The 20,633-nt window shown below is 44.7% G+C and carries 17 protein-coding genes; 6 read left to right on the top strand and 11 right to left on the bottom strand.

Annotated features, from left to right (window positions below; genetic code table 11):
* The first annotated feature begins 40 nt into the window (after nt 1-40).
* Nucleotides 41-1,378 (top strand): PQQ-dependent sugar dehydrogenase, encoded by a 1,338-nt coding sequence (locus UH38_RS04155; protein ID WP_045053567.1) that lies wholly within the window; start codon nt 41-43, stop codon nt 1,376-1,378.
* An 83-nt stretch (nt 1,379-1,461) separates the two neighbouring features.
* Here the strand turns inward: UH38_RS04155 and UH38_RS04150 are convergent, their stop codons facing one another.
* The 8 genes from UH38_RS04150 to UH38_RS04115 form a co-directional block, all read right to left on the bottom strand.
* Nucleotides 1,462-2,388 (bottom strand): ABC transporter ATP-binding protein, encoded by a 927-nt coding sequence (locus tag UH38_RS04150; protein WP_045053376.1) that lies wholly within the window; start codon nt 2,386-2,388, stop codon nt 1,462-1,464.
* Nucleotides 2,389-2,518: 130 nt separating this feature from the next.
* Nucleotides 2,519-4,702 (bottom strand): molybdopterin oxidoreductase family protein, encoded by a 2,184-nt coding sequence (locus UH38_RS04145; RefSeq protein ID WP_045053375.1) that lies wholly within the window; start codon nt 4,700-4,702, stop codon nt 2,519-2,521.
* A gap of 26 nt (nt 4,703-4,728) precedes the next feature.
* On the bottom strand, nt 4,729-5,172 hold the full coding sequence (gene cynS / locus UH38_RS04140) for a cyanase (protein ID WP_045053374.1): 444 nt from the start codon (nt 5,170-5,172) through the stop codon (nt 4,729-4,731).
* A gap of 5 nt (nt 5,173-5,177) precedes the next feature.
* The gene (locus UH38_RS04135; RefSeq protein ID WP_045053373.1) at nt 5,178-6,026 is read right to left on the bottom strand and encodes a nitrate ABC transporter ATP-binding protein; all 849 of its coding nucleotides are present in this window, start codon (nt 6,024-6,026) and stop codon (nt 5,178-5,180) included.
* Nucleotides 6,027-6,156: 130 nt separating this feature from the next.
* Nucleotides 6,157-8,157, bottom strand: coding sequence for an ABC transporter ATP-binding/substrate-binding protein (locus tag UH38_RS04130; RefSeq protein WP_045053372.1), 2,001 nt, complete (start codon nt 8,155-8,157; stop codon nt 6,157-6,159).
* Nucleotides 8,158-8,235: 78 nt separating this feature from the next.
* Nucleotides 8,236-9,069, bottom strand: coding sequence for a nitrate ABC transporter permease (gene ntrB, locus UH38_RS04125; protein ID WP_045053371.1), 834 nt, complete (start codon nt 9,067-9,069; stop codon nt 8,236-8,238).
* 84 nt (nt 9,070-9,153) lie between these two features.
* Complete coding sequence (locus UH38_RS04120; RefSeq protein WP_045053370.1) at nt 9,154-10,485, bottom strand: CmpA/NrtA family ABC transporter substrate-binding protein; 1,332 nt, start codon at nt 10,483-10,485, stop codon at nt 9,154-9,156.
* Nucleotides 10,486-10,548: 63 nt separating this feature from the next.
* Nucleotides 10,549-12,120 (bottom strand): ferredoxin--nitrite reductase, encoded by a 1,572-nt coding sequence (locus tag UH38_RS04115; protein WP_045053369.1) that lies wholly within the window; start codon nt 12,118-12,120, stop codon nt 10,549-10,551.
* 406 nt (nt 12,121-12,526) lie between these two features.
* Here UH38_RS04115 and UH38_RS04110 point away from each other — a divergent pair, with 406 nt between their 5' ends.
* Nucleotides 12,527-12,952 (top strand): QcrA and Rieske domain-containing protein, encoded by a 426-nt coding sequence (locus UH38_RS04110; RefSeq protein WP_045053368.1) that lies wholly within the window; start codon nt 12,527-12,529, stop codon nt 12,950-12,952.
* Between the two features lie 152 nt (nt 12,953-13,104).
* Here the strand turns inward: UH38_RS04110 and UH38_RS04105 are convergent, their stop codons facing one another.
* The 3 genes from UH38_RS04105 to UH38_RS04095 are packed head-to-tail and all read right to left on the bottom strand — an operon-like array spanning nt 13,105 to nt 16,162.
* On the bottom strand, nt 13,105-13,866 hold the full coding sequence (locus UH38_RS04105) for a tRNA(His) guanylyltransferase Thg1 family protein (RefSeq protein ID WP_200892284.1): 762 nt from the start codon (nt 13,864-13,866) through the stop codon (nt 13,105-13,107).
* A complete protein-coding gene (locus UH38_RS04100; protein WP_045053367.1) occupies nt 13,859-14,314 on the bottom strand; it encodes an ATP-binding protein in 456 nt (151 codons plus the stop codon). Before UH38_RS04100 ends, UH38_RS04105 begins: the two co-directional genes overlap by 8 nt.
* Before the next feature lie 9 nt (nt 14,315-14,323).
* Nucleotides 14,324-16,162, bottom strand: coding sequence for a DUF1565 domain-containing protein (locus tag UH38_RS04095; protein ID WP_200892283.1), 1,839 nt, complete (start codon nt 16,160-16,162; stop codon nt 14,324-14,326).
* 295 nt (nt 16,163-16,457) lie between these two features.
* On the opposite strand from UH38_RS04095, the gene UH38_RS04090 reads away from it, so the two are divergent.
* The 4 genes from UH38_RS04090 to UH38_RS04075 all read left to right on the top strand — a co-directional run bounded on the left by UH38_RS04090 (nt 16,458) and on the right by UH38_RS04075 (nt 20,632).
* On the top strand, nt 16,458-17,516 hold the full coding sequence (locus UH38_RS04090; RefSeq protein WP_200892282.1) for a thiamine phosphate synthase: 1,059 nt from the start codon (nt 16,458-16,460) through the stop codon (nt 17,514-17,516).
* On the top strand, nt 17,509-17,730 hold the full coding sequence (thiS, locus tag UH38_RS04085) for a sulfur carrier protein ThiS (protein ID WP_045053364.1): 222 nt from the start codon (nt 17,509-17,511) through the stop codon (nt 17,728-17,730). Before UH38_RS04090 ends, thiS begins: the two co-directional genes overlap by 8 nt.
* Before the next feature lie 251 nt (nt 17,731-17,981).
* The gene (locus tag UH38_RS04080) at nt 17,982-18,989 is read left to right on the top strand and encodes a DUF1517 domain-containing protein (protein WP_045053363.1); all 1,008 of its coding nucleotides are present in this window, start codon (nt 17,982-17,984) and stop codon (nt 18,987-18,989) included.
* A 413-nt stretch (nt 18,990-19,402) separates the two neighbouring features.
* On the top strand, nt 19,403-20,632 hold the full coding sequence (locus UH38_RS04075) for a glycosyltransferase (protein ID WP_045053362.1): 1,230 nt from the start codon (nt 19,403-19,405) through the stop codon (nt 20,630-20,632).
* Nucleotide 20,633: the final 1 nt, after the last annotated feature.

The following is a 20,633-nucleotide window of genomic DNA, read 5'->3' as shown; positions in this document are numbered from 1 at the left end:
ATTGACTACTCTAGAGATAGCTTAGGTTAACTAAATGAATATGAAATTCCTACACTTATTGCTGCTACCGTTATTGATGAGTGCGATCGCAGCTTGTAACACTACTAGCGTTGCTCTTGAAGAACCTGCACCTAGCGCCTCACAAAGCAGTCCTACCCAAGTAGCTGCAAGTCCTAGCCAGCCAAAAAATGCGCTGAGAACTCAAAACTTATCACCCGAACCTATCCGTATCAACGTAGCTAGCCTACCCGAACCCTTTGCTAGCGATAGTGCTTCCAAGTCACCTAATGTCGTACCCATCCCGCAAAACCCAACGCTGCAAGTTCCTCAAGGTTTTACAGTCAACGTTTTTGCTGATAATTTGGATAGTCCCCGTTGGCTAGCTCTAACCCCTAGTGGAGAAGTATTAGTAACTGAAACTAGGTGGAACCGCATTCGCCTGCTAAACGATACTAACGGCGATGGCGCAGCCGATACCAATAAAATCTTTGCTACCAATCGAAATGGCGTAAATATTCCCTTCGGTATGACCTTTGCTGGTGGTTCCTTTTTCCTTGGCAATACCGACGCTGTATTGCGTTTTCCCTACCAGCAAGGACAACAGCAAATTAGCGGCAAAGGTCAAAAAATTACCGAACTTCCTGGTGGCGGTTACAATCAACACTGGACGCGCAATGTTGTTGCGTCGCCTGACGGCAAAAAGTTATATGTCTCTGTTGGTTCCAAGACTAACGTTGATGAAGAACCTTTACCCCGCGCCTCAGTTCAGGTCATGAACTTAGATGGTTCCAATCGCCAAACCTTTGCTGCTGGTTTACGCAATCCTATCGGCTTAGACTTTCATCCCCAAACTGGCGAACTCTACACTACAGTTAACGAACGCGATGCCATTGGCGACGATTTAGTTCCAGATTACTTGACGCGCATCCAACAAGGCGAATTCTACGGTTGGCCATACGCTTACCTGACACCGAATAATCTCGACCCCCGGCAAGTAAATAACGGCAAGAGCAAACGTCCAGATTTAGCTAGTAAAACTAAGACTCCAGACGTGCTATTTCAGGCACATTCCGCAGCTTTAGGGCTGCAATTTTACGATCGCCAAACTTTCCCCCAAAAATACCGCAACGGGGCATTTGTAGCCTTTCGCGGCTCTTGGAATCGCGATCGCGGTACGGGATATAAAGTAGTATTTGTCCCTTTCAATAACGGACGACCTCAAGGTTACTACGAAGACTTCCTGACAGGGTTTTTAACCGATCCTGCTGGACCTACCACCTGGGGAAGACCAGTAGGCTTACTCGTACTACCCGACGGTAGTTTGCTGGTAACAGAAGAAGCCAACGGACGCATCTATCGCATCCAATACAACGGCTAAAGCACTATGGGAGTAAGGGAGAGGGGGGAGAAAAGAAAAAATTTATATATTGTCCCTCCTTATCCCCCTTGTCCCCAACTCTACTAATTCGCCATCAAAGTCAGGAAAACTTCTTCCAAAGTGGCGCTACCCTTACGGACTTCTTCTATTTGTACGCCTTCTCGCACTAATAAATTAACTAATGGTGCGGCGCTAGTGGGTTTGTGCAATGTAATTGTCAGGCGATCGCCTGCCACTGTAACATTACTAACGAATGGCTCTGCTTTTAGGTAATCTTGCAATTTAGGAGTAAAACCACTCCCTACTACCTCTATGCGCGGGGTGCTAGCTCGATTGCGTAGCTCGTCAGGATGACCAATTGCAAGTAATTTTCCTTGCTTAATTACTCCTATTTGCTGGCACAATTTTTCTGCTTCTGCCAAGTTATGGGTAGTTAGAAATACAGTTACACCTTCTCTTGCTACTATTTGTTGCAACTCGTCGCGTAAAGCCGCCGCTGCAATGGGATCTAGTCCTGCTGTAGGTTCATCCAAAAATATTAGCGGTGGATAGTGTAGCATTGCTCTTGCTACTGCGAGTCTTTGCTTCATTCCCCGACTCCAACTACCGACACTTTCGTGACGGCGTTCCCATAATCCCAAATTACTCAACAATTCTTTAATGCGCGATCGCCTTTGATTTGTTGGCATTCGCCACACGCGCCCATAAAATTCTAAATTATCTGCAGCGCTGAGTTTTTCGTACAATCCTGGATGTTCTAATAAAGCACCTGTACGATGGCGAATTTTGCGAGCTTGCGATCGCGTATCAAATCCCAATACTTCAGCGCGTCCGTTTGTCGGCTCTAATAAACCCAATAGTAGCCGAATTGTCGTCGTTTTTCCCGACCCATTGGGACCTAAAAAGCCAAAAACAATGCCTCTAGGTACTTCTAAAGATAAATTTTCCAAAGCTTGGATGCTGCCAAAACTGCGGCTGAGATTTTCGGTACTAATAGCGATCGCAGACATTTTTGCTACAAGCCCTCACAACAATCTTTACGCCCATGCAGATTTCAAGTAGTAGTAAGTGCAAACCCATACTATATAAATTATGAGTTATTCAAGACAGCATTTTAAATCTGATATTGTCTATTTTCCATCAAGAGTTTTGCAGGACGCTCAGGCGACGCTCGTCAGTTGACTTCACAGCTAAAGGCACAATTTGCACAGCACAAGCTTTCAACTCTGGTTGCAGAGAATGAGGGCAAGACTTGGGATGAGTTAGGGCGTTGGCTTCCGATTTGTCTGCCCATAAATAACCCCAGTGCATAGGCACAAAAACTGTATTAGGAGCGATCGCACTGGTAATTTTAGCTGGAAACTGGGCTATACCTCGACGACTGCGTACTTCTACCCATTGATTGTCTTCAATTCCTAGCGTACGTGCATCGCGGGGATGAATTTCCATAAATGGTTCGGGATGCATTTGCTTAATTTTATCAATGCGTCCGGTGCGAGTTTGCGTGTGCCAGTGTCCGTAAAGTCTGCCTGTAGTCAAGACAAAAGGATATTCTGGATCGGCGGGTTCTGCAAGTCCCTGAGAGTGGCAAGCTGAAAACTTAGCGCGTCCGTCAGCAGTAGGAAAACGCAAGTCTGTATAAAGCCTTTTTGGGGAAGCATTGCCCCGATCGGGACAGGGCCATTGAGTCGGACCATCAGCTAACAGACGTTCGTGGCTAAGTCCAGTCATATCGCAGGGGCGATCGCGCGTTACTTGCACGTACTCGGCATATACTTGGGCGGAGCTAGTAAAGGCAAACTTATTGCCAAATCCAATTCGCCTAGCTACTTGAGAAATAATTTCCCAGTCGGGTTTTGCTTCGCCGACAGGAGAACGAAAAGCAGAACATAGCGTTACTACTCGCTCTGAATTTGTCATTACCCCAGTTTTTTCACCCCATTGTGCCGCAGGAAGCAAAACATGGGCGTAAGCTGTAGTTTCAGTAGGGTAGTAAGCGTCTTGACAAACTGTAAAAGGCGACTTAGCAAGCGCTGCTTTTACTCGTTCTAAATCGGGCAAACTAACTGCTGGATTTGTCGCTACAACCCACAGAAATTGTACTTCGCCCGTTTCTAGCCCTCTAATTATGTCCCAAGCAGTGCGACCAGGGGATGGGGAAATTTGTCCGGGGGGCAGTTGCCACAAGTGTTCTAATTCTTGCCGATGTTGGGCATTACTTACCGAGCGATACCCAGGTAATAAGTGCGCTAACCCGCCTACTTCCCTTCCGCCCATAGCATTCGGCTGACCTGTAAGGGAGAAAGGACCGCACCCAGGCTTACCAATTTGTCCTGTAAGCAAGTGCAAGTTAATCAAGCTACATACTTTGGCAGTACCTTCAGAGGACTGGTTGACTCCTTGCGACCACAGGGATAAAACGCGCTTAGATTCGCTCCAGTAACGCGCTGCAAGTTCAACTTCTTTAGCAGAAATGCCGCAGCGTTTAGCAACTTCCTGGGGTGGATAGTGCTGGACAACTTCAGCAAAATCTGAGAATTTGCTAGTACATTCGTCGATAAAACTTCTATCTATTTCTCCCCATTGCAATAGTAAGTAACCAATGCCATTGAGCAAGTCAATATCTGTACCTGGTTGAATGGCTAAATGCAAGTCTGCAACTTCCGCTGTAGGGGTACGGCGAGGATCGACAACTATTAGCTTGACGTGATGGTTGCGTTTGTGGTGTTTTTGCAAACGGTTAAATACTATTGGGTGACACTCAGCAGTGTTAGAGCCAATAATAAAAGCACAATCAGTTAAATCCAAATCTTCATAACAGCAGGGCGGTCCGTCAGAACCGAGGCTTTGCACGTAACCTGCTACCGCTGATGACATACACAGGCGGGAATTAGAATCAAAGTTGTTCGTACCAAGACAGCCTTTAAGCAGTTTTTGGGCAACATAGTATTCTTCTGTTTGCATTTGCCCAGAACCGTACATACAAGTAGCATTCGCTCCCGACTCGTCACATACAGTTTTGAGGCGATTGGCGATTAAATCTAGGGCTTCATCCCAACTAGCGCGGCGAAAAGGCTGGTCTAGAGACTCGCGGAGCATTGGGTAGCGCAAGCGATCGCGGTCTATAGATTCGGCTACTGTTGCTCCTTTGACGCATACCATCCCTTGACTAGAAGGATGATGGCGATCGCCTTTGACTTTCCACACTGGATTGCCTTGGCTATCGCGATTAACTGCTTTTCCAGGAGCGGCGGGCGGCGACACTTCCAAACCGCAGCCGACACCGCAGTAGGGACATTGCGTTTTGATACTACTATCTGTCACCGTCTTATAACCCCTCTACGCTTGCACTACCACTTTTTGTAGGGTAGAAATTTACCTGACATGACGATTTTGACGCGATTGCCTTGCGGGTCAGTTTCTTTCTCGACATTGACTGTAAAATCAATGGCGCTCATAATCCCGTCGCCAAATTCTTCATGAATTACCGCTTTTAAGGGCATTCCATAAACCTGCATAATTTCATAGAACCGATAAATTAATGGATCTGTGGGGATTACAGGTTCTAACGAGCCTTTGAGGGGAAATTGAGTTAATTCTTCAGCGATTTCTTCAGGTAAATCTAAGGCATGAACTAACTTGCTGGCTTCATCTGGCGAAGCGCTAGCTTGACCGTAGATTAATGCTGCTACCCACACGCGATCGCGACCGAGTAAGTTTCCCAAGTCGTCGAAGCTGATGTTTTTAGCTTTTTTGGCAGCTAATAACTTTTGCGTAAGTTCTAAAATTGCCATTAGTTTTATACTTCGTCTTCGTGAGCAAAACGGCGGAATAAAAAGTCAAGGGCGTAGTTACGCAAGTTGTAGTATTCAGGATCTTCCATAATCCGAGCGCGATTGCGAGGACGAGAGAAGGGAATATTTAATACTTCACCGATTTTTGCTGATGGTCCGTTGGTCATCATTACTAAGCGATCGGCTAAAAATAAGGCTTCGTCAATGTCGTGAGTAATCATCAAGACTGTAACTTGATGCTCTTGCCAAATTTTTAATAGTTCTTCTTGCAATTCTTCTTTGGTAATCGCATCTAAAGCACCGAAAGGCTCATCTAGAATCAATACTTGCGGACGAATTGATAATGCTCTAGCGATCGCTACCCGCTGTTTCATCCCTCCCGATAGCTGAGTAGGCTTTTTATCGGCGGCTTCTGTTAGCCCTACCATTGCCAAATGTTCTTTGACAATTGCTTTCTTTTGTGCTGTAGGTTTGTCTGGAAAAACGGAATCAACTGCTAAGAAGACATTTTCAAATGCTGTTAGCCAAGGCAGCAAGCAGTAGTTTTGAAACACCATCATGCGATCGGGACCAGGTTCTTTGACTGCTTTTGATTGCAGTCTCACTTCGCCATCTGAGGGAGTATTAAATCCTGCAACCATGTTTAGCAATGTTGATTTGCCGCAACCAGAGTGACCGATCAGGCAAACAAATTCACCTTCACGAACGGTAAGTTCTACGCCGTCTAATACTGTGTAAGGACCTGTAGGCGTGGGGTAAATTTTGGATACATTTTCAATTACGAGGAATGGATCGTTTTTGTAAGTTGATTTTGTTGATGTGCTAACTGCGGTGGTTGTGCCTAATGTTTGCATAGTTTTGGTGATGATTAATGGAAATATTGCTTATTGACAAAAACGGGAATTTTGGAGATGGATTTAATTTGTTTTTCTCTGCTAGATGTGGTGGGTGAGACGTAGCACCGCTACGTCTCTACGGAATTGCCTACCGACTGGCGACTAAATCTATGCCTACTTCTTCGATGCGGAGGGGATGCTTGATTTCTAGGCTCTTGAGGTATGTAATTGGTTCGTCGGGGTCGAAGACGATGCCATCGAAGATCATTGTTTTCGGGTCGCGTCCAATATCTAAGAAACCTACCTCTCTTGCTGCTTCGCCAAATATGTCAGGGCGACAAACTCTACCTAAGATTTCCACCCAGTTTTTGGGGAAGGGTACTAATCCCCAACGTGCTAACTGCGTCATAATCCACAACTTCTCGGCACGGTCTGGGTAATTAGTTTTATTGACATAAAACTGGTTGAAGGAGAATAATTGCTCAGGTTCGGAACCATCGCCGCGATTGTAAGGATCGATAAATCCAGGACGAGTGTATTCTGGCGCAGTACCTACATATTCAGGACGACAGAGAAGTTCGATAATTTCGTCGCGGTTGCGTCTGTCGTCGCAGTATTCGCAGGCTTCTAGTAGGGCTTTGACTAATGCTAGGTGAGTTTGAGGATATTTGTTTGCCCACTCTTCAGTTACGCCTAGTACCTTTTCTGGGTGTCCTGCCCAAATTTCCAAATCGGTCGCCATCACAAAGCCGAGGTCTTCGTAAACGGCGCGGGAGTTCCAAGGTTCACCAACACAGTACCCGTCAATATTACCAGCTTTGAGGTTAGATACCATCTGCGGCGGGGGAATTACAGTGAGGCTGACATCTTTATCGGGATCGATACCGCCAGAAGCTAACCAGTAGCGCAACAGTAAGTTGTGCATTGAAGCAGGATGTACCATGCCCAATGTATGAATTTTATCGGGAGTTTGGGCGATCGCAGCTTTAAAATCTGCCAGCGTTCTTACGCCTTCGATATACAGTTTCTTGCTAAATGTAATGGCGTTACCGTTGCGCGATAAGTTCATGGCGCTAACTACTGGAATTGGCGTTTTCCCACCAGCGCCTAATGTTAGGGCAAGGGGCATTCCCGCAACCATTTGTGCCGCATCTAGTCTACCTGTGCCTACACCTTTAGCTATTTCTTTCCAACTCGGTTCGCGGCTTAAGGTTACTTCAGTTAAACCGTACTTTTCAAAGAAGCCTTTTTCTTTGGCTACGACTAGAGGGGCGCAATCAGTTAAGGGAATAAAACCAAGTTCTAGGTTTACTTTCTCTAAACCATTGGCGGCGATAACTGCTGGCTGCTTTACTTGTTGGCGCTTCTTGGCGCGTTTTTGCTGGTTGAGGAAGTAGATAATTTCGTTCCGCAAGCCGTAGTAACTAGGGTGATTGACTACTTCTAGTTTTTGGCGGGGGCGAGGAATAGGAACGTCGAGAATTTGACCAATTTGCGCTTCTGGTCCGTTGGTTAACATAACAATGCGATCGCTTAGTAGCAATGCTTCATCGACATCGTGCGTTACCATCACGCAAGTCAGGTTGCTTTCGTTGCAGATTTTCATTAGTTGTTCTTGCAAACCACCGCGCGTTAAAGCGTCTAGCGCCCCAAATGGTTCGTCTAAGAGCAATAACTTGGGACGAATTGCCAGCGCCCGCGCGATCGCTACTCGTTGCTTCATCCCGCCGGATAATTCGCCAGGACGCTTGTTTGAGGCAGGGCGCAACCCTACTAAGTCGATGTGATGTTCGACAATGCCTTTGCGTTCGCCCTTGGGTTTGTTTTTATATACTTCATCTACTGCCAAGGTGATATTTTCTGATACGGTTAGCCAAGGCAACAAAGAGTAGTTCTGAAACACTACCATGCGATCGGGACCTGGTTCTTTGACTTCGCGCCCTTCTAAAATTACGCCGCCAGTGCTAGCGCGATCTAGTCCAGCAATAATATTGAGTAAGGTAGATTTGCCGCAACCAGAGTGTCCAATTAAGGAAATAAATTCTCCTTGCTGGATCTTGAGATCGATATTTTTTAGCGCAGTGTAAGTATTGCCGTTGGGCAGCGGAAATATGCGATCGATGTGGTCTACTTCAACAAATACTGACATGATTTAGTTTAAGGCTGAAGGATAAAGGCAAGAGATAGAAGGCTGAATTATTCATCCTTCATACTTCACAATTGGTATTTATTTCTGTTCTTCAGGAACTACTTTGCTAGCAATAAATGCTACTAAGCGATCTAAGAGTAGTCCGACAATGCCGACATAAATCAGTGCCAAGATAATTTGGCTAAGAAGAGAACTGTTATAGGCATCCCAAATAAAGAAACCAATACCAACACCGCCGACTAACATTTCCGCAGCTACAATCGCTAGCCAAGATAACCCGATACCAATTCTTAAGCCTGTGAATATGTAAGGAACAGTAGCAGGAAAGAGAATTTTAAAGAAATACTTAGAACCAGACAGTTTCAACACTCTGGCGACATTTCTGTAGTCTTGGGGTAATTGCTGAACGCCTACAGTTGTGTTGATGATAATTGGCCAAATCGAGGTAATGAAAATTACAAAAATTGCTGAAGGGTTAGACTGTTGAAATGCTGCTAGAGAAATTGGCAGCCATGCTAAGGGTGGAACAGTCCGCAATACTTGAAATAGGGGGTCTACAGCGTTATATACCCAGACATTTGCACCGATTAAAATACCTAGTGTAATCCCGACAATAGTTGACAAGGAAAAGCCAATTGCTACCCGTTTTAAGCTCTCAAATAGCTGCCAGCCGAGTCCTTTATCTGTACCGCCGTTGTCAAAGAAAGGATTGATGATGTATGGGTCCCAAGTTTCTTGCAACACAGTTAAAGGTGCGGGGATGTTGGGACTTTCGCCTAAAGTAAGTAACTGCCAGATAATTAGAAATATAGCGATCGCTGCTACGGGCGGGATAATCTTCTTAGTTACGATTGCAGAAATTGCCTTTTGGGAAGCTTTCTTTTTACTACGACTGGCAAGCGTTGCGGTCATTCTCTAATTTCTCCTGGAGTATTTTCTTAGACACTGGATAAAGGGGAAAGGTTAAAGAAGCGTTTTCCTTTCCCCTGTATGTACTTAGGCTTTTTTAATCTTCAAAGACTTCAAGTAAGCTTGGGGGTTTTCTGGGTCGAAGGTAACACCATCAAAAAACTTCTCAACGCCGCGCGAGGTACTCTTAGGAATTTCGGCATCGGGAACGCCAAGCGCTTTAGCTGCTTCTTTCCACAAATCTTCGCGGTTTACTTGGTCGATAATCTTCTTGGTATCTGTATCTGCGGGCAAAGTTCCCCAACGGATATTCTCAGTTAAGAACCATAAGTCATGGCTCTTATAAGGATAAGAAGCGTTATCTGCCCAGAACTTCATTTTGTATTGATAGTCTTGGACAGTACGACCGTCGCCGTAGTCGATATTACCTTTGGAGCGCTCAATAATATCTTTGGCTGGAACTTTAAACCACTTTTGCTTGGAGATGATGTCTACCATCTCTTCTTTGTTTTCAGCCTTTTCGCACCACTGTTGAGCTTCTTGGACTGCCATCAACATTGCTTTAGCAGCGTTAGGATTTTTATCTACCCAATCAGCACGCATGGCGAAAGCTTTTTCGGGGTGATCGTTCCACAGTTCGCCTGTAACTATCGCCGAGTAACCTTGCTTTTGGTTGACAAGTTGACCATTCCAAGGCTCTCCTACGCAGAATGCTTCCATGTTGCCTACTTTCATGTTGGCAACCATTTGTGGAGGTGGTACGGGAACTACAGAGATGTCTGAGTCAGGATTTACTCCACCTGCTGCTAACCAGTAGCGCATCCACAGGTCGTGAGTACCGCCAGGAAAGGTCATTGCAGCTTTAAGGTCTTTGCCAGAAGCTTTAGCTTTACTAAAAGCTTCTTTTAAAGGCGCACTATCTGTCCCTACCTTCATCTCTTTATATGCATTGGCAACAGAAATTCCTTGCCCGTTGAGGTTCAACCGCGCCAAGATATACATTGGTACGGGTTTGCCTTGAGTAATCGTACCTAATGCCATCAAATAAGGCATGGGCGACAATATATGCGCTCCATCAATACCACCGCCAGCAGAACCTAATACTAAGTTGTCGCGGGTTACGGGCCAAGATGCTTGTTTTTCAACTTTGACATCAGTCATGCCGTACTTGGCAAAGATGCCTTTTTCTAAAGCAACAATTAAGGGAGCAGAGTCAGTGAGGGCAATAAATCCTAATTTAGCGCTGGTTGTTTCTACTTTGGGAGCATTAGCTGCGGTGCTGACATTGGCAACAGGGCTAGCACTACCGCCGCCATCAGCTGTATTCGTCGAACCGGAACTACAGCCGTGAGCTAGAAGAGAACCTGCTGTAGCCGCGCCTGCTGTAATAATGAATTGCCGTCTGGAAAACTTGTTCATGTTCTTGGGGAGAATTTGATGATTGTTGTGAGGGTGAGGGCGTTGGTACAGTAGTTCCTATAGTTAGGTAGCAACTAAAGCTTCAGATTTTTTGAGGGTTGCGCCGAAATGCTCGATTAATAAGTCACGCAATACTGGTTGCAAGTCTTCGCAGGGAACGCCTTTGATGACGCAAGTACCTAAATGGGCATCTTTGCCGACTTTGCCGCCCATATAAATGTCAACTCCATCTACAGGTTTGCCGTTTTTGCGGGCTTTGGTTCCCATCAATCCAATGTCTGCAACTTGCGGTTGTCCGCAAGAGTTGGGGCAACCTGTCCAGTGAATGCGGACTGGGCGCGTTAGTTGCACTTCTTGGGCTAAAGATGCGACTTCTTCCAAGGCACGATTTTTTGTTTCAATCAAGGCAAAGTTACAAAATTGTGCGCCAGTACAGGAAACTAAGCCTCGTGTCAAAGTATCGGGATTGATGGAAAATCTTTCTAATAGTGGTTCGGCGAGCAACGTTTCTAAGCGCGAATCGGGAACGTTGGGAATAATTACATTTTGCTCGACGCTCAAGCGAATTTCACCACTGCCATAAACTTCTGCCATCCGCGCTAGTTCAAACATATCCTGGGCGTAAAGGCGACCCACAGGGATATGCAAGCCAATATAGTTTAGTCCCGCTTGTTTTTGCCGATATACGCCGATATGATCGCGTTTTTCCCAATCTATTTCATCTTCTGGGGCAGCATTAGCTAAGGGTTTACCCATTTGCTTTGCTACTTGGGTGCGGAATTTATCCACACCCCATTCGTCTATTAGCCACATCAGCCGCGATTTTTGCCGATTAGCCCGCAGTCCGTTGTCGCGGTAAACTTCCAATACTGCTATACATACAGCAACTACATCTTCAGGTGCTACCCAAGCATCAAGAGGAATAGCAGCATCGCAGCGTTTAGCTGAGAAGAAGCCGCCAACTAGCACGTTAAAGCCAAATTCTTGCGCTCCTGCTTCCCCTACCCTCTTATAAGCGGGAATAAATGCTAAATCGTTGATTTCAGCATGAACTGAATTATCGCGTCCGCCTGCGATCGCAATATTAAACTTCCTCGGTAAGTTAGTAAATTCTGGATTACCTTCGCCGTTATTGGTAATCGCATCTTGAATTTGACTGACTAATTCGCGCGTGTCGTATAGTTCGTCTGCATCAAGCCCAGCAACCGGATCGCCTGTAATGTTGCGGACATTATCCATCCCTGACTGAATGCTAGTTAAACCAACGCCCTTAAATTTATTAAATATATTGGGCAAGTCTTCGATCCGTATACCGCGCAGTTGAATATTTTGTCTAGTTGTAATATCGCCGCTACCATCATCACCATAACGTTCTATTACTTCACCTAGTACCCGCATTTGAGCGCTGGTAATAATTCCGTTAGGTAAACGCAGGCGCATCATAAATTTGCCTGGTGTCACCGGACGAAAGAACACGCCCAACCATTTAAGCCGATGTTCTCTATCTGTTTCGTCCATAGCTTCCCAGCCGATAGACGCAAATTGTTCTAACTCTGCTTTGACAGCAAGACCATCTTTTTCACTCTTAAATTTCTCAAACTTATTTTGACTTACTTTAGTAGTTGCTTCTGTCATGGACTTGACTGGGTATAGGAATAAATTCGGTAAAGATTAGTGAAGTAAATAAAGTTGCTGTGTTTTGCTACGTTATTCAACTTTGATAACTAAATTCGTATCTTTGACTACACCAACACTTAACTTAGATTTGATGTTGGCTAACGGAGATACTTGTGGGGAGGATGTTATACCAGTTTGGTCAACCGCTCGTGCCTAGTTTGGATGCTTTGTTAGTATTCAAGTTATGATTAACTAGCAAGTAAATTCGTATCTTAAGTAACAAATTGTTGCGCTACATGAAGAAAATGCATAGAAGTTATGTGAATTTTTCATGAAGATCGCTCAAAAGACAGATGAAAAGCTGAAGTAGCCAGAAATAGCAGCATTAGTATTAAGTTAGTAAGCAAGTTAAGTAAAGCAATCTATGAACCGTCGGGCTTTTATAAACTGGGTAGGTGTAGGTTGGTTGGCGAGTTCTTTACCTGTTGCGATCGCGGCTTGTTCGTCCGATACAACGCAAGCAGAGTCGAATACTAACAAAGGCGGGTTCCAAGCTGTAGGGACTGTGGCGCAGTTGGACAAAAATAAGCAATTGCTAAATAAAAATTCGCCTGTAGGTGCTGTATTAGTAGTTCGGACAACTTCAGGCAGCAAGCTAAGTGCGGTAAATCCTACCTGTACTCATGCAGGTTGTGCTGTAAACTGGGCAGCTAAATCGCAACAATTCGTCTGTCCCTGTCACGGTTCGCGATTTGGCGCAGATGGTAAGGTACTCAACGGTCCAGCAGCTAAACCCTTAAAAACTTATCAAGCCAAAATTGAAGGCGATTCAGTTTTAGTCAACGGCTAACTAGGTATGTTTGTAGGGTACGTTTTGAAGACGCACCCTACCATCTAGCTAAAGCATCTCTATAAAAGCGGTGCATTCTGTGCCTCAGTTATTAACCCCAAAATATAGCTAGAGCGCGATCGCACTGTAGGGTGCGTTCTGCAGAACGCACCCTACGAGCTAGACTCAGAATCTAAAATCTGACTAATGAATTCTCCGTAAGCTTCTTTCATCGGCAAATCGCGATCGCATTTAATCCGGCGGCGTTTAACTACAATAGCTTGATGCAAAATAGGGTTGTAGCCTTCTTTTTCATACTCCTCAAAATATAAGCCGATTCCACGTCGCTGCCAGCTTGGTAATTCGTTGAAATTGATGCCGTGTTGAAATAATAACTCGTTCTTAAAAGCTACTGACTTGCCTTCTAGCATAGCTGTTGCTTGTCCGATACTTTTACCTGCTTTGCGTAAAGTCCAGTAACACCAACCATTTAAGGCGCAGCGCGTAGCATCTGCTTGTCGCCAACGGAAGTAATCTATTACTTGAGATTTGTTTGCACCTAACCAAACGCGGCTGTCAAAATGCACTATATGCTGACAAGCTTGAGTAAATGTAGCGCTAGCGATACCAGCAGAAATTGAGACTATTTTTTCTAAAGAGCGATCGCAAAAATCCCAATTTGGCGCACATAGCAAAGAAATTTCGTCACTCTCTGTATAAGCATAAATGCCTTGAAGTTCTTGCAGCAACGCCTCAGCCGTTAAAGCCATCATTTGATGAAATTTAAGATCGAACGGTTTATCAAAGCGCGGTTCGGTAAACTTAGAAAAACTTCTGCCATCGACGCGAATAACTACCCAAGCGCCAGGTAACAGCCGCAGATTGTGAAAATATTCTAGCGATCGCATTTTCTTATCAAAACTATCGCTATCCACGTTCTACCTCTTCAACTTGCTGAGAGTTTTGATTGAATTTGACGCAAAACAACCGATCGAATCCTTCACTATATGAGGGAACTACCAGTTTTTTCGCAGTGGCATACAAAGCTACATCCGGTACTCTGGCTTTACCAGTACGCGCAGAATTTCGCTGCAAACAACAGCTTAATTGCGATGCAAAATAGTAGCCAATAATTTCACAGCCGTAACTGCTGCCAAGTTCAATTAATGGCGTACGCTCTACAGGTGTAGGGTTAGTATTATCAACTACTATCGATTTTCCTGCATCTAATGCGGCTTTGATTAACTGTTCCTGCCTTCTATTTTTATTTTTGTTGTTGGGAAATAAGTCTTTACTAATGTGTTCGTGAGTGGCAGCAAAGCGATCGCGGTAGAAAGTAGTCTTTCCAGAGGCTTGTAAGCCAGTGAATATCACTAATTCCATACCTGCGAGTTAATTTAACTCCTCAAGAACACCTCTCAAGCCCTTACTACCAACAAGTTGCATCATGGCATCAGCTTCAGCGCGATCTTTATATGCTCCTACTTGCATCAACACTTTGCCATTAGCAAAAGTGCGGAAAGCGCCAGGAACAACCGATCTCACGAAATCTTGCCTGCTTTTACTATCTGCTTCTACTACTACTCGATAGCGAAAACCAAGAATAGTCGCCTGTGTAGGGGGTGTAGGAGGACCTCCGGCTGTTGAAGTTGGCGCACTGCGATTTACTGTAGGTTTGGGTAACTTGCGGCTGTTTCCTACTGGAATATTGCCTCCAGGAACAGGTAAAAGTTCAGCTTCGCTAATTTGTGCCGACTCCAGCACTGGTAGATTTCTATCTATGGGCGGGGGTGAAAGTGGATCTGATACTGTTGGCTGTGGGGGCAGATCGTTAATAGCAACGCTACCTAAATTGCTACCTTGGGGAACAGTTGCAATCTCAACTGGTTCTGCACTTGGTAGTTCGCTATTTGAGTCTGGAAGGGGAACAGGAATATTAATTGCGCTCTCGCTTGTGTTGTTAGTAGTTGCAGTGGGCGCGATAGGATTGCGGCGATTTCTTACCACAACTATAGGTTGAGAATTGCTGCTTGGTGGTTTAGGCGTGACAATTGGGTTGCTAACTACAGGTGGTTTGGGCATAGCAGCCGAGCGATTGATTGTAGGTACAATCCTTGGCGATTTGGGCATAGCAGCCGAGCGATTGATTGTAGGTACAATCCTCGGTGTCTGTGGCGCTACAGGTATATTTTGGGCAATTTGGGTGCGTGGACTAACTGTACCGCTTAAGTCTAGGTTGCCACTAATGCGATCGCTAGCTAGCTGGTTGCCAAATGCTACTAATACTTGTTTTGAGGCACTACCGTTAATGTCATAGCGCCCGTTTTGGCGAAATACATTTTTGCCTGGTTCGGCTTGAGTGCCTAAATCTGGCTGACTTTGGGCGATCGCAACTATCCCATCTTCAGTATTTCCTTCAATTACGTTTCCGCGTAATATGGGACGGGCGCTAGCTTGAGTTACTATTCCTGACCTATTTTGTACTATGCGGTTATTTATAATGATTGGGGCTGATTTTTGAGCAATATTAATTCCAAAACCAGTTTTTTCAAATACATTTTCCTGGATTTTGGGTTGAGATGTGCCGTAAATCGTCATCCCGTTAGCGCCATTTTGATAAAAGTAGTTGTTGCTAACTTGAGGCGAACTACTGCCTGTAATCGAGATCCCGTCGTGGTTGTTGCCTGTAAAAGTATTGTTAGTAACAACAGGGCTAGTAGATTCAATCCATAAACCGTAACCGCGAAGATTATTATTGGTAATTGTGACCCCAGAAATCGCCGCATTATTAGCGCCTAAAATTGTAATATTCTGCCTGGCAAAGGTACGGCTCATATAAGTACCGCCCCCTTGGATGATAATGCCCTGTCCCTTTGATTGGGGATTGCCTTGAATAGATATACCAGGCTTGAGTAATAAGGGAAATTTCTCGCCAGATTCAGCGCTATAAGTGCCGCTAGCAAGCATAATTACACTATTTGGCGGTGCTACCTGGAGAGCTTGAGTAATAGTCTTAAAAGGTGCGTTTTGACTGCCATCAGCGTTGGCACTATTGCCACCAGAATTAACAAATAGCCGATTGCTAGCTGACGAAGTAGTTGTGCTGACGGGAACTACTGTACCGCCTAACGATGATTGTGCCATCCCCGGATCGCTAAAACACAACAAAGCGATCGCGATCCCCCATATCCCCCTTGTCCACTCGTTTCCTTGTCTCCTTGTCTCCCTCACAGCAAGCCTCCCACCACACTCTAGTTTTACAAATTCACGTACTAATCAACCTATTTTGCTTCGGTTATACAGCCGATGTTGCCTAAAATCAATGGCTGAAGCCAGCAATTATTAAAACTTATATATAGACAGATTTTGCCTTGTCTTTACTGCTGGCTAGCTGATAATTTGAAGCAGCTATTACTTTCTTTTTGTCAAGTAATAGTTACATTGGGAAAATATGAACGCTGACTGATACGATTAAAAAATCAATGCGTTGGTTCCGGTGGTCAGATTGTATAACCAAGGAGTACAAGTGCAGGCAACTGTTTGTCGCATCTTGGATGCCAATTTAGATCGCGCCCGCGAAGGGCTGCGAATAGTAGAAGAATGGTGTCGCTTTGGACTCAATAGCGCCCCGTTCACTGATGAGTGCAAGCAATTACGTCAAGAGCTAGCTAGTTGGCATAGCCTAGAATTACGCTCGGCAAGAGATACACCAGGCGATCCTGGAACAGAACTGACTCATCCTCAAGAAGAACAACGCGCCAGTATTGAGCAGTTATTACAAGCAAATTTCTCGCGCGTTCAAGAAGCGTTGCGGGTGATAGAAGAATACGGCAAGTTATACCATCCGACAATGGGCAGCGCATTCAAGCAAATGCGCTATCGAGTTTATACCTTAGAAAGTCAGCTTTTGGGCAACCAACGGCAACAAATCTTAGCAGCGGCGCAATTATATTTAGTTACTTCTCCCTCCAATCAGCTGTTTAACGTAGTTGAGGCGGCGTTACAAGGAGGATTGACGCTCGTTCAGTACCGAGACAAAAATACAGACGATCGCCTGCGTTTAGCGACAGCAGCCAAATTGTGTCAATTGTGCCATCAATACGAGGCGCTATTTATAGTGAACGATCGCATTGATATCGCGATCGCCTCAAATGCCGATGGCGTACATTTAGGGCAGCAAGATATGCCTGTAAGTGTAGCTAAAGAACTACTAGGAGGACAGCGGATTGTAGGCTCATCTACCACCAACCCTGAAGAAATGCAGCAAGCCCTCGAACAAGGAGCAGATTATATTGGCGTTGGTCCTGTTTACGAGACACCAACTAAAGCAGGTAAAGCAGCAGCAGGATTAGATTACGTGCGTTATGCGGCTCAATATGCCACAGTTCCCTGGTTTGCAATTGGGGGAATTAGTGTCAATAATGTTAACGATGTAATTGGTGCAGGCGCAGAGCGCGTAGCAGTAGTACGGAGTTTGATGCAAGCACAGCATCCTACCTTAATCGTCCAATATTTTCTCGCCCAACTGAATCGCCGTCAAAGCGTCAAAGCATTGCAAGGAGATTACAACAACAATCATGGCTGATGCGATCGCTCTGCAAGTAAACGGCGAAGTTGCGACTTGTCCTCCACAAACTAACCTCCCAGACGTACTAGCACAACTAGGCTTTAATCCGCGTTTAGTAGCAGTAGAATACAACGGCGAAATCTTACACCGTCAGTATTGGACAGAAACAATATTACAAGCAGGCGATCGCTTAGAAGTAGTAACCATCGTCGGCGGCGGTCGATCCCCCTAACCCCCTTGCTCTCTTTTCCCATGTTCGGTTATCTCGCCCAGCAATCCCTCTTTTAGCTTGCTGCTTGGGAGGGATGAGAAGCGATAGATTATAAGAGTAGCCTATGAAGAAAAGGTAAATGTAGTTGCAGTAGCTCTACAAAGAAGCGATCGCAATTAGGCTTGATTCTACTTGTAGACACAAGTAAGTAAAATGTCTTTCCGATATCGGAATCGACTAGAGCCGACAAACTGTTTTTTAGGAACTCTGTTATGCGTAACAAACTGCTTTCGGCAATAAAACCCCTGTTAAAACCATTATTTGTCCTCGGTCTTGTCGCTACTTTAGCACTAGGTCACGCTGATGGAGCATTAGCGGCTCGTGCTGGTGGAGGACGCATTGGTGGTGGTTCGTTTAGAGCGCCTAGCCGGACTTATGCACCTCCTAGCCGGACTTATGCACCTCCTGGTGGTGGATATGGCTATCCTGGTGGATATGGCTATGGCTACCCTGGTGGTGGGTTTGGGTTTCCCTTTGTGTTCCCCTTCTTTGGGATTGGCGGCGGATTTGGCGGTTTATTTACGATCTTGATTTTCTTAGCAGTTGGTAATTTCCTCCTGCAAAGTTTCCGTCGTGCTAGTAGCTCTGATGTAGACGACGCAGGTTATAGCAGCAATCCCAATGTATCTATTACTCGCTTACAAGTGGGGATGCTAGCAAATGCTCGCGAACTGCAAGCGGAACTTAACCACATTGCTGAAACTGCTGATACCAATTCTCCAGAAGGTAGAGCAGAAATTCTCCAAGAAACCTCTTTAGCGCTGCTACGCCACCCCGAACATTGGGTTTATGCTGGAGGCAATACCCAAAAAAGCTTATTAGGTGCTGCTGAATCTCAGTTCAATCGTTTATCTTTAGCTGAACGGAGCAAGTTTAGCGGTGAAACTCTTTCTAACGTCAACAATCAGCTAAAATCTGCAAATCCTCAAGCTGCTTTACCTGCATCTAGTGAAGGTGGCGCGTTAGATAATCCGACTCGCCTAATTACTGAAGGACCTGGAGAATACATTATTGTTACTCTCTTAGCTGCTACTTTGGGTAATTTGGATCTACCACCTATCAATAGCGCTGATGACTTGCATCAAGCATTGCGGGCTTTAGGTGGCATATCGAGCGATAGATTGCTAGCAATTGAAGTATTGTGGACACCACAAGCAGAAGGCGATACTCTTACGGCAGATGACTTGATTGCAGAGTATTCTGACCTAAAACTTGTATAAAAGACTGCGTGTCACTTAGATGTTTCCAAAAGAGGCAAAATGCCTCTTTTTTTATGATTACTTAGTTTAGGAGTTGCGATCGCTGAGTTTTGTCTGTATCGTTTGGGAAAGCTAGACTGATTGCAAATTTACCAGTTAACAATTTCAGCCGATGTAGCCTAAAAGTTTATTGGCATTTTTTAAAAAATAGGAGATAAAAGCATTAATCTCTCAAAGCTGTAATCAAAGATAAATTTTACTTGTCACAGAGGAACGATATTAAACTAAGTCAAGATTGCACGTAAAGTTTTAAAAAGCGCTCGGCTCAATCTTTACTTGCTTCAGGAAAAATTGCCCAAATGCCCTCTTTGACTAGGAAATACTAAATTATCCATGCTTGCAAGCAGTTTACTAATAAATTTCAACCCAAATCAATGAAGATTGCTTTTGTTGTTAGCGAATTTCCAACTTTGTCCGAAACGTTCATCTTGAACCAAATAGTCGGACTGATCGAGTTAGGATACGAGGTTGATATTTATTCATCTACGCGCAGAAGCGATCCTAAAGTGCATCCAGATGTAGAAAAATATCATCTGCTAGCACGCACTCACTACGCAGTGCCAATGCCAAAAGCTCGCTTACCGCGCATCCTCAAAGCTATTAATTTATTTGCAACCAATTTTCTTAAAGCTCCAGGTATTACTCTTAGAGCATTAAACGTTTTTAAGCATGGTAAACGACTAGGACCGTTCACGCTACTTTATGAAGTAGGACCTTGGCTAAAGAAAGGCTCATCTTATGATATTTTGCTCTGTCATTTTGGTTGGAGCGGATTAAAAGCTGCTGGATTAAAAGACATTGGTGCGATTCGCGGCAAAATAATTACAGTTTTTCATGGTATAGATATTAGCTTGTACCTGCAAGAAGCTGGCGATCGCGTTTACGACGATTTACTGCAAAAATTAGATTTAGCACTACCTATCAGCGAACTCTGGCGACAGCAACTAATTAGATTAAATTGCGCTCCCAACAAAATTTTAGTGCATCGGATGGGCATAGATTGTCAAAAATTTGCGTTTACTTTGCGAGTTCCCCATGCAGATAACTCAGTTCGGATTGTAACGATCGCCCGACTTGTGGAAAAAAAAGGTGTAGAGTACGGTATTCGTGCTGTTGCCAAGCTAGCCAAACTCTATCCCAACATTAGATATCAAATTGTCGGCGATGGAATGTTGAAAACTCAACTAGAAGAACTCGTACACGAACTAAACGTTGCTAGCCAAGTGCAGCTACTAGGATGGAAGCAGCAAGAAGAAGTAAAGGAAATATTAGATACAGCAGATATCTTTTTAGCTCCCAGCGTTACAAGTAGACAAGGAGATAAAGAAGGCATACCCGTTGTTTTAATGGAAGCAATGGCTATGGGTTTGCCAATCTTAAGCACGTTGCACAGTGGTATTCCCGAATTAGTTGAAGATGGTGTATCGGGGTTTTTAGTCCCCGAACGAGATGTAGATGCTTTAGCGCAAAAGCTGAAATATCTGATCGAACACCCGCGAATTTGGGGAGAAATGGGCAAAGCAGGCAGGGAATTTGTCCAAAATTATCACGATATCGAGCGACTCAACAAGCAATTAGTCAAGGTATTTAAACAATTAGTATAAA

It is taken from the genome of Aliterella atlantica CENA595 (genome assembly GCF_000952155.1).
Lineage (GTDB): Bacteria > Cyanobacteriota > Cyanobacteriia > Cyanobacteriales > Chroococcidiopsidaceae > Aliterella > Aliterella atlantica.
The sequence above is the reverse complement of the archived record's forward strand: the minus strand, read 5'-3'. Positions and strand labels throughout refer to the sequence as shown.

Excerpts from the sequence above, each read along its gene's own strand:
- UH38_RS04155 (WP_045053567.1), top strand. The coding sequence starts at position 41 with ATGAAATTCCTACACTTATTGCTGCTACCGTTATTGATGAGTGCGATC.
- UH38_RS04110 (WP_045053368.1), top strand. The coding sequence starts at position 12,527 with ATGAACCGTCGGGCTTTTATAAACTGGGTAGGTGTAGGTTGGTTGGCG.
- UH38_RS04100 (WP_045053367.1), bottom strand. The coding sequence starts at position 14,314 with ATGGAATTAGTGATATTCACTGGCTTACAAGCCTCTGGAAAGACTACT.
- UH38_RS04115 (WP_045053369.1), bottom strand. The coding sequence starts at position 12,120 with ATGACAGAAGCAACTACTAAAGTAAGTCAAAATAAGTTTGAGAAATTT.
- UH38_RS04075 (WP_045053362.1), top strand. The coding sequence starts at position 19,403 with ATGAAGATTGCTTTTGTTGTTAGCGAATTTCCAACTTTGTCCGAAACG.
- UH38_RS04150 (WP_045053376.1), bottom strand. The coding sequence starts at position 2,388 with ATGTCTGCGATCGCTATTAGTACCGAAAATCTCAGCCGCAGTTTTGGC.
- cynS (WP_045053374.1), bottom strand. The coding sequence starts at position 5,172 with ATGGCAATTTTAGAACTTACGCAAAAGTTATTAGCTGCCAAAAAAGCT.
- UH38_RS04080 (WP_045053363.1), top strand. The coding sequence starts at position 17,982 with ATGCGTAACAAACTGCTTTCGGCAATAAAACCCCTGTTAAAACCATTA.
- UH38_RS04135 (WP_045053373.1), bottom strand. The coding sequence starts at position 6,026 with ATGCAAACATTAGGCACAACCACCGCAGTTAGCACATCAACAAAATCA.
- ntrB (WP_045053371.1), bottom strand. The coding sequence starts at position 9,069 with ATGACCGCAACGCTTGCCAGTCGTAGTAAAAAGAAAGCTTCCCAAAAG.
- UH38_RS04130 (WP_045053372.1), bottom strand. The coding sequence starts at position 8,157 with ATGTCAGTATTTGTTGAAGTAGACCACATCGATCGCATATTTCCGCTG.
- thiS (WP_045053364.1), top strand. The coding sequence starts at position 17,509 with ATGGCTGATGCGATCGCTCTGCAAGTAAACGGCGAAGTTGCGACTTGT.
- UH38_RS04120 (WP_045053370.1), bottom strand. The coding sequence starts at position 10,485 with ATGAACAAGTTTTCCAGACGGCAATTCATTATTACAGCAGGCGCGGCT.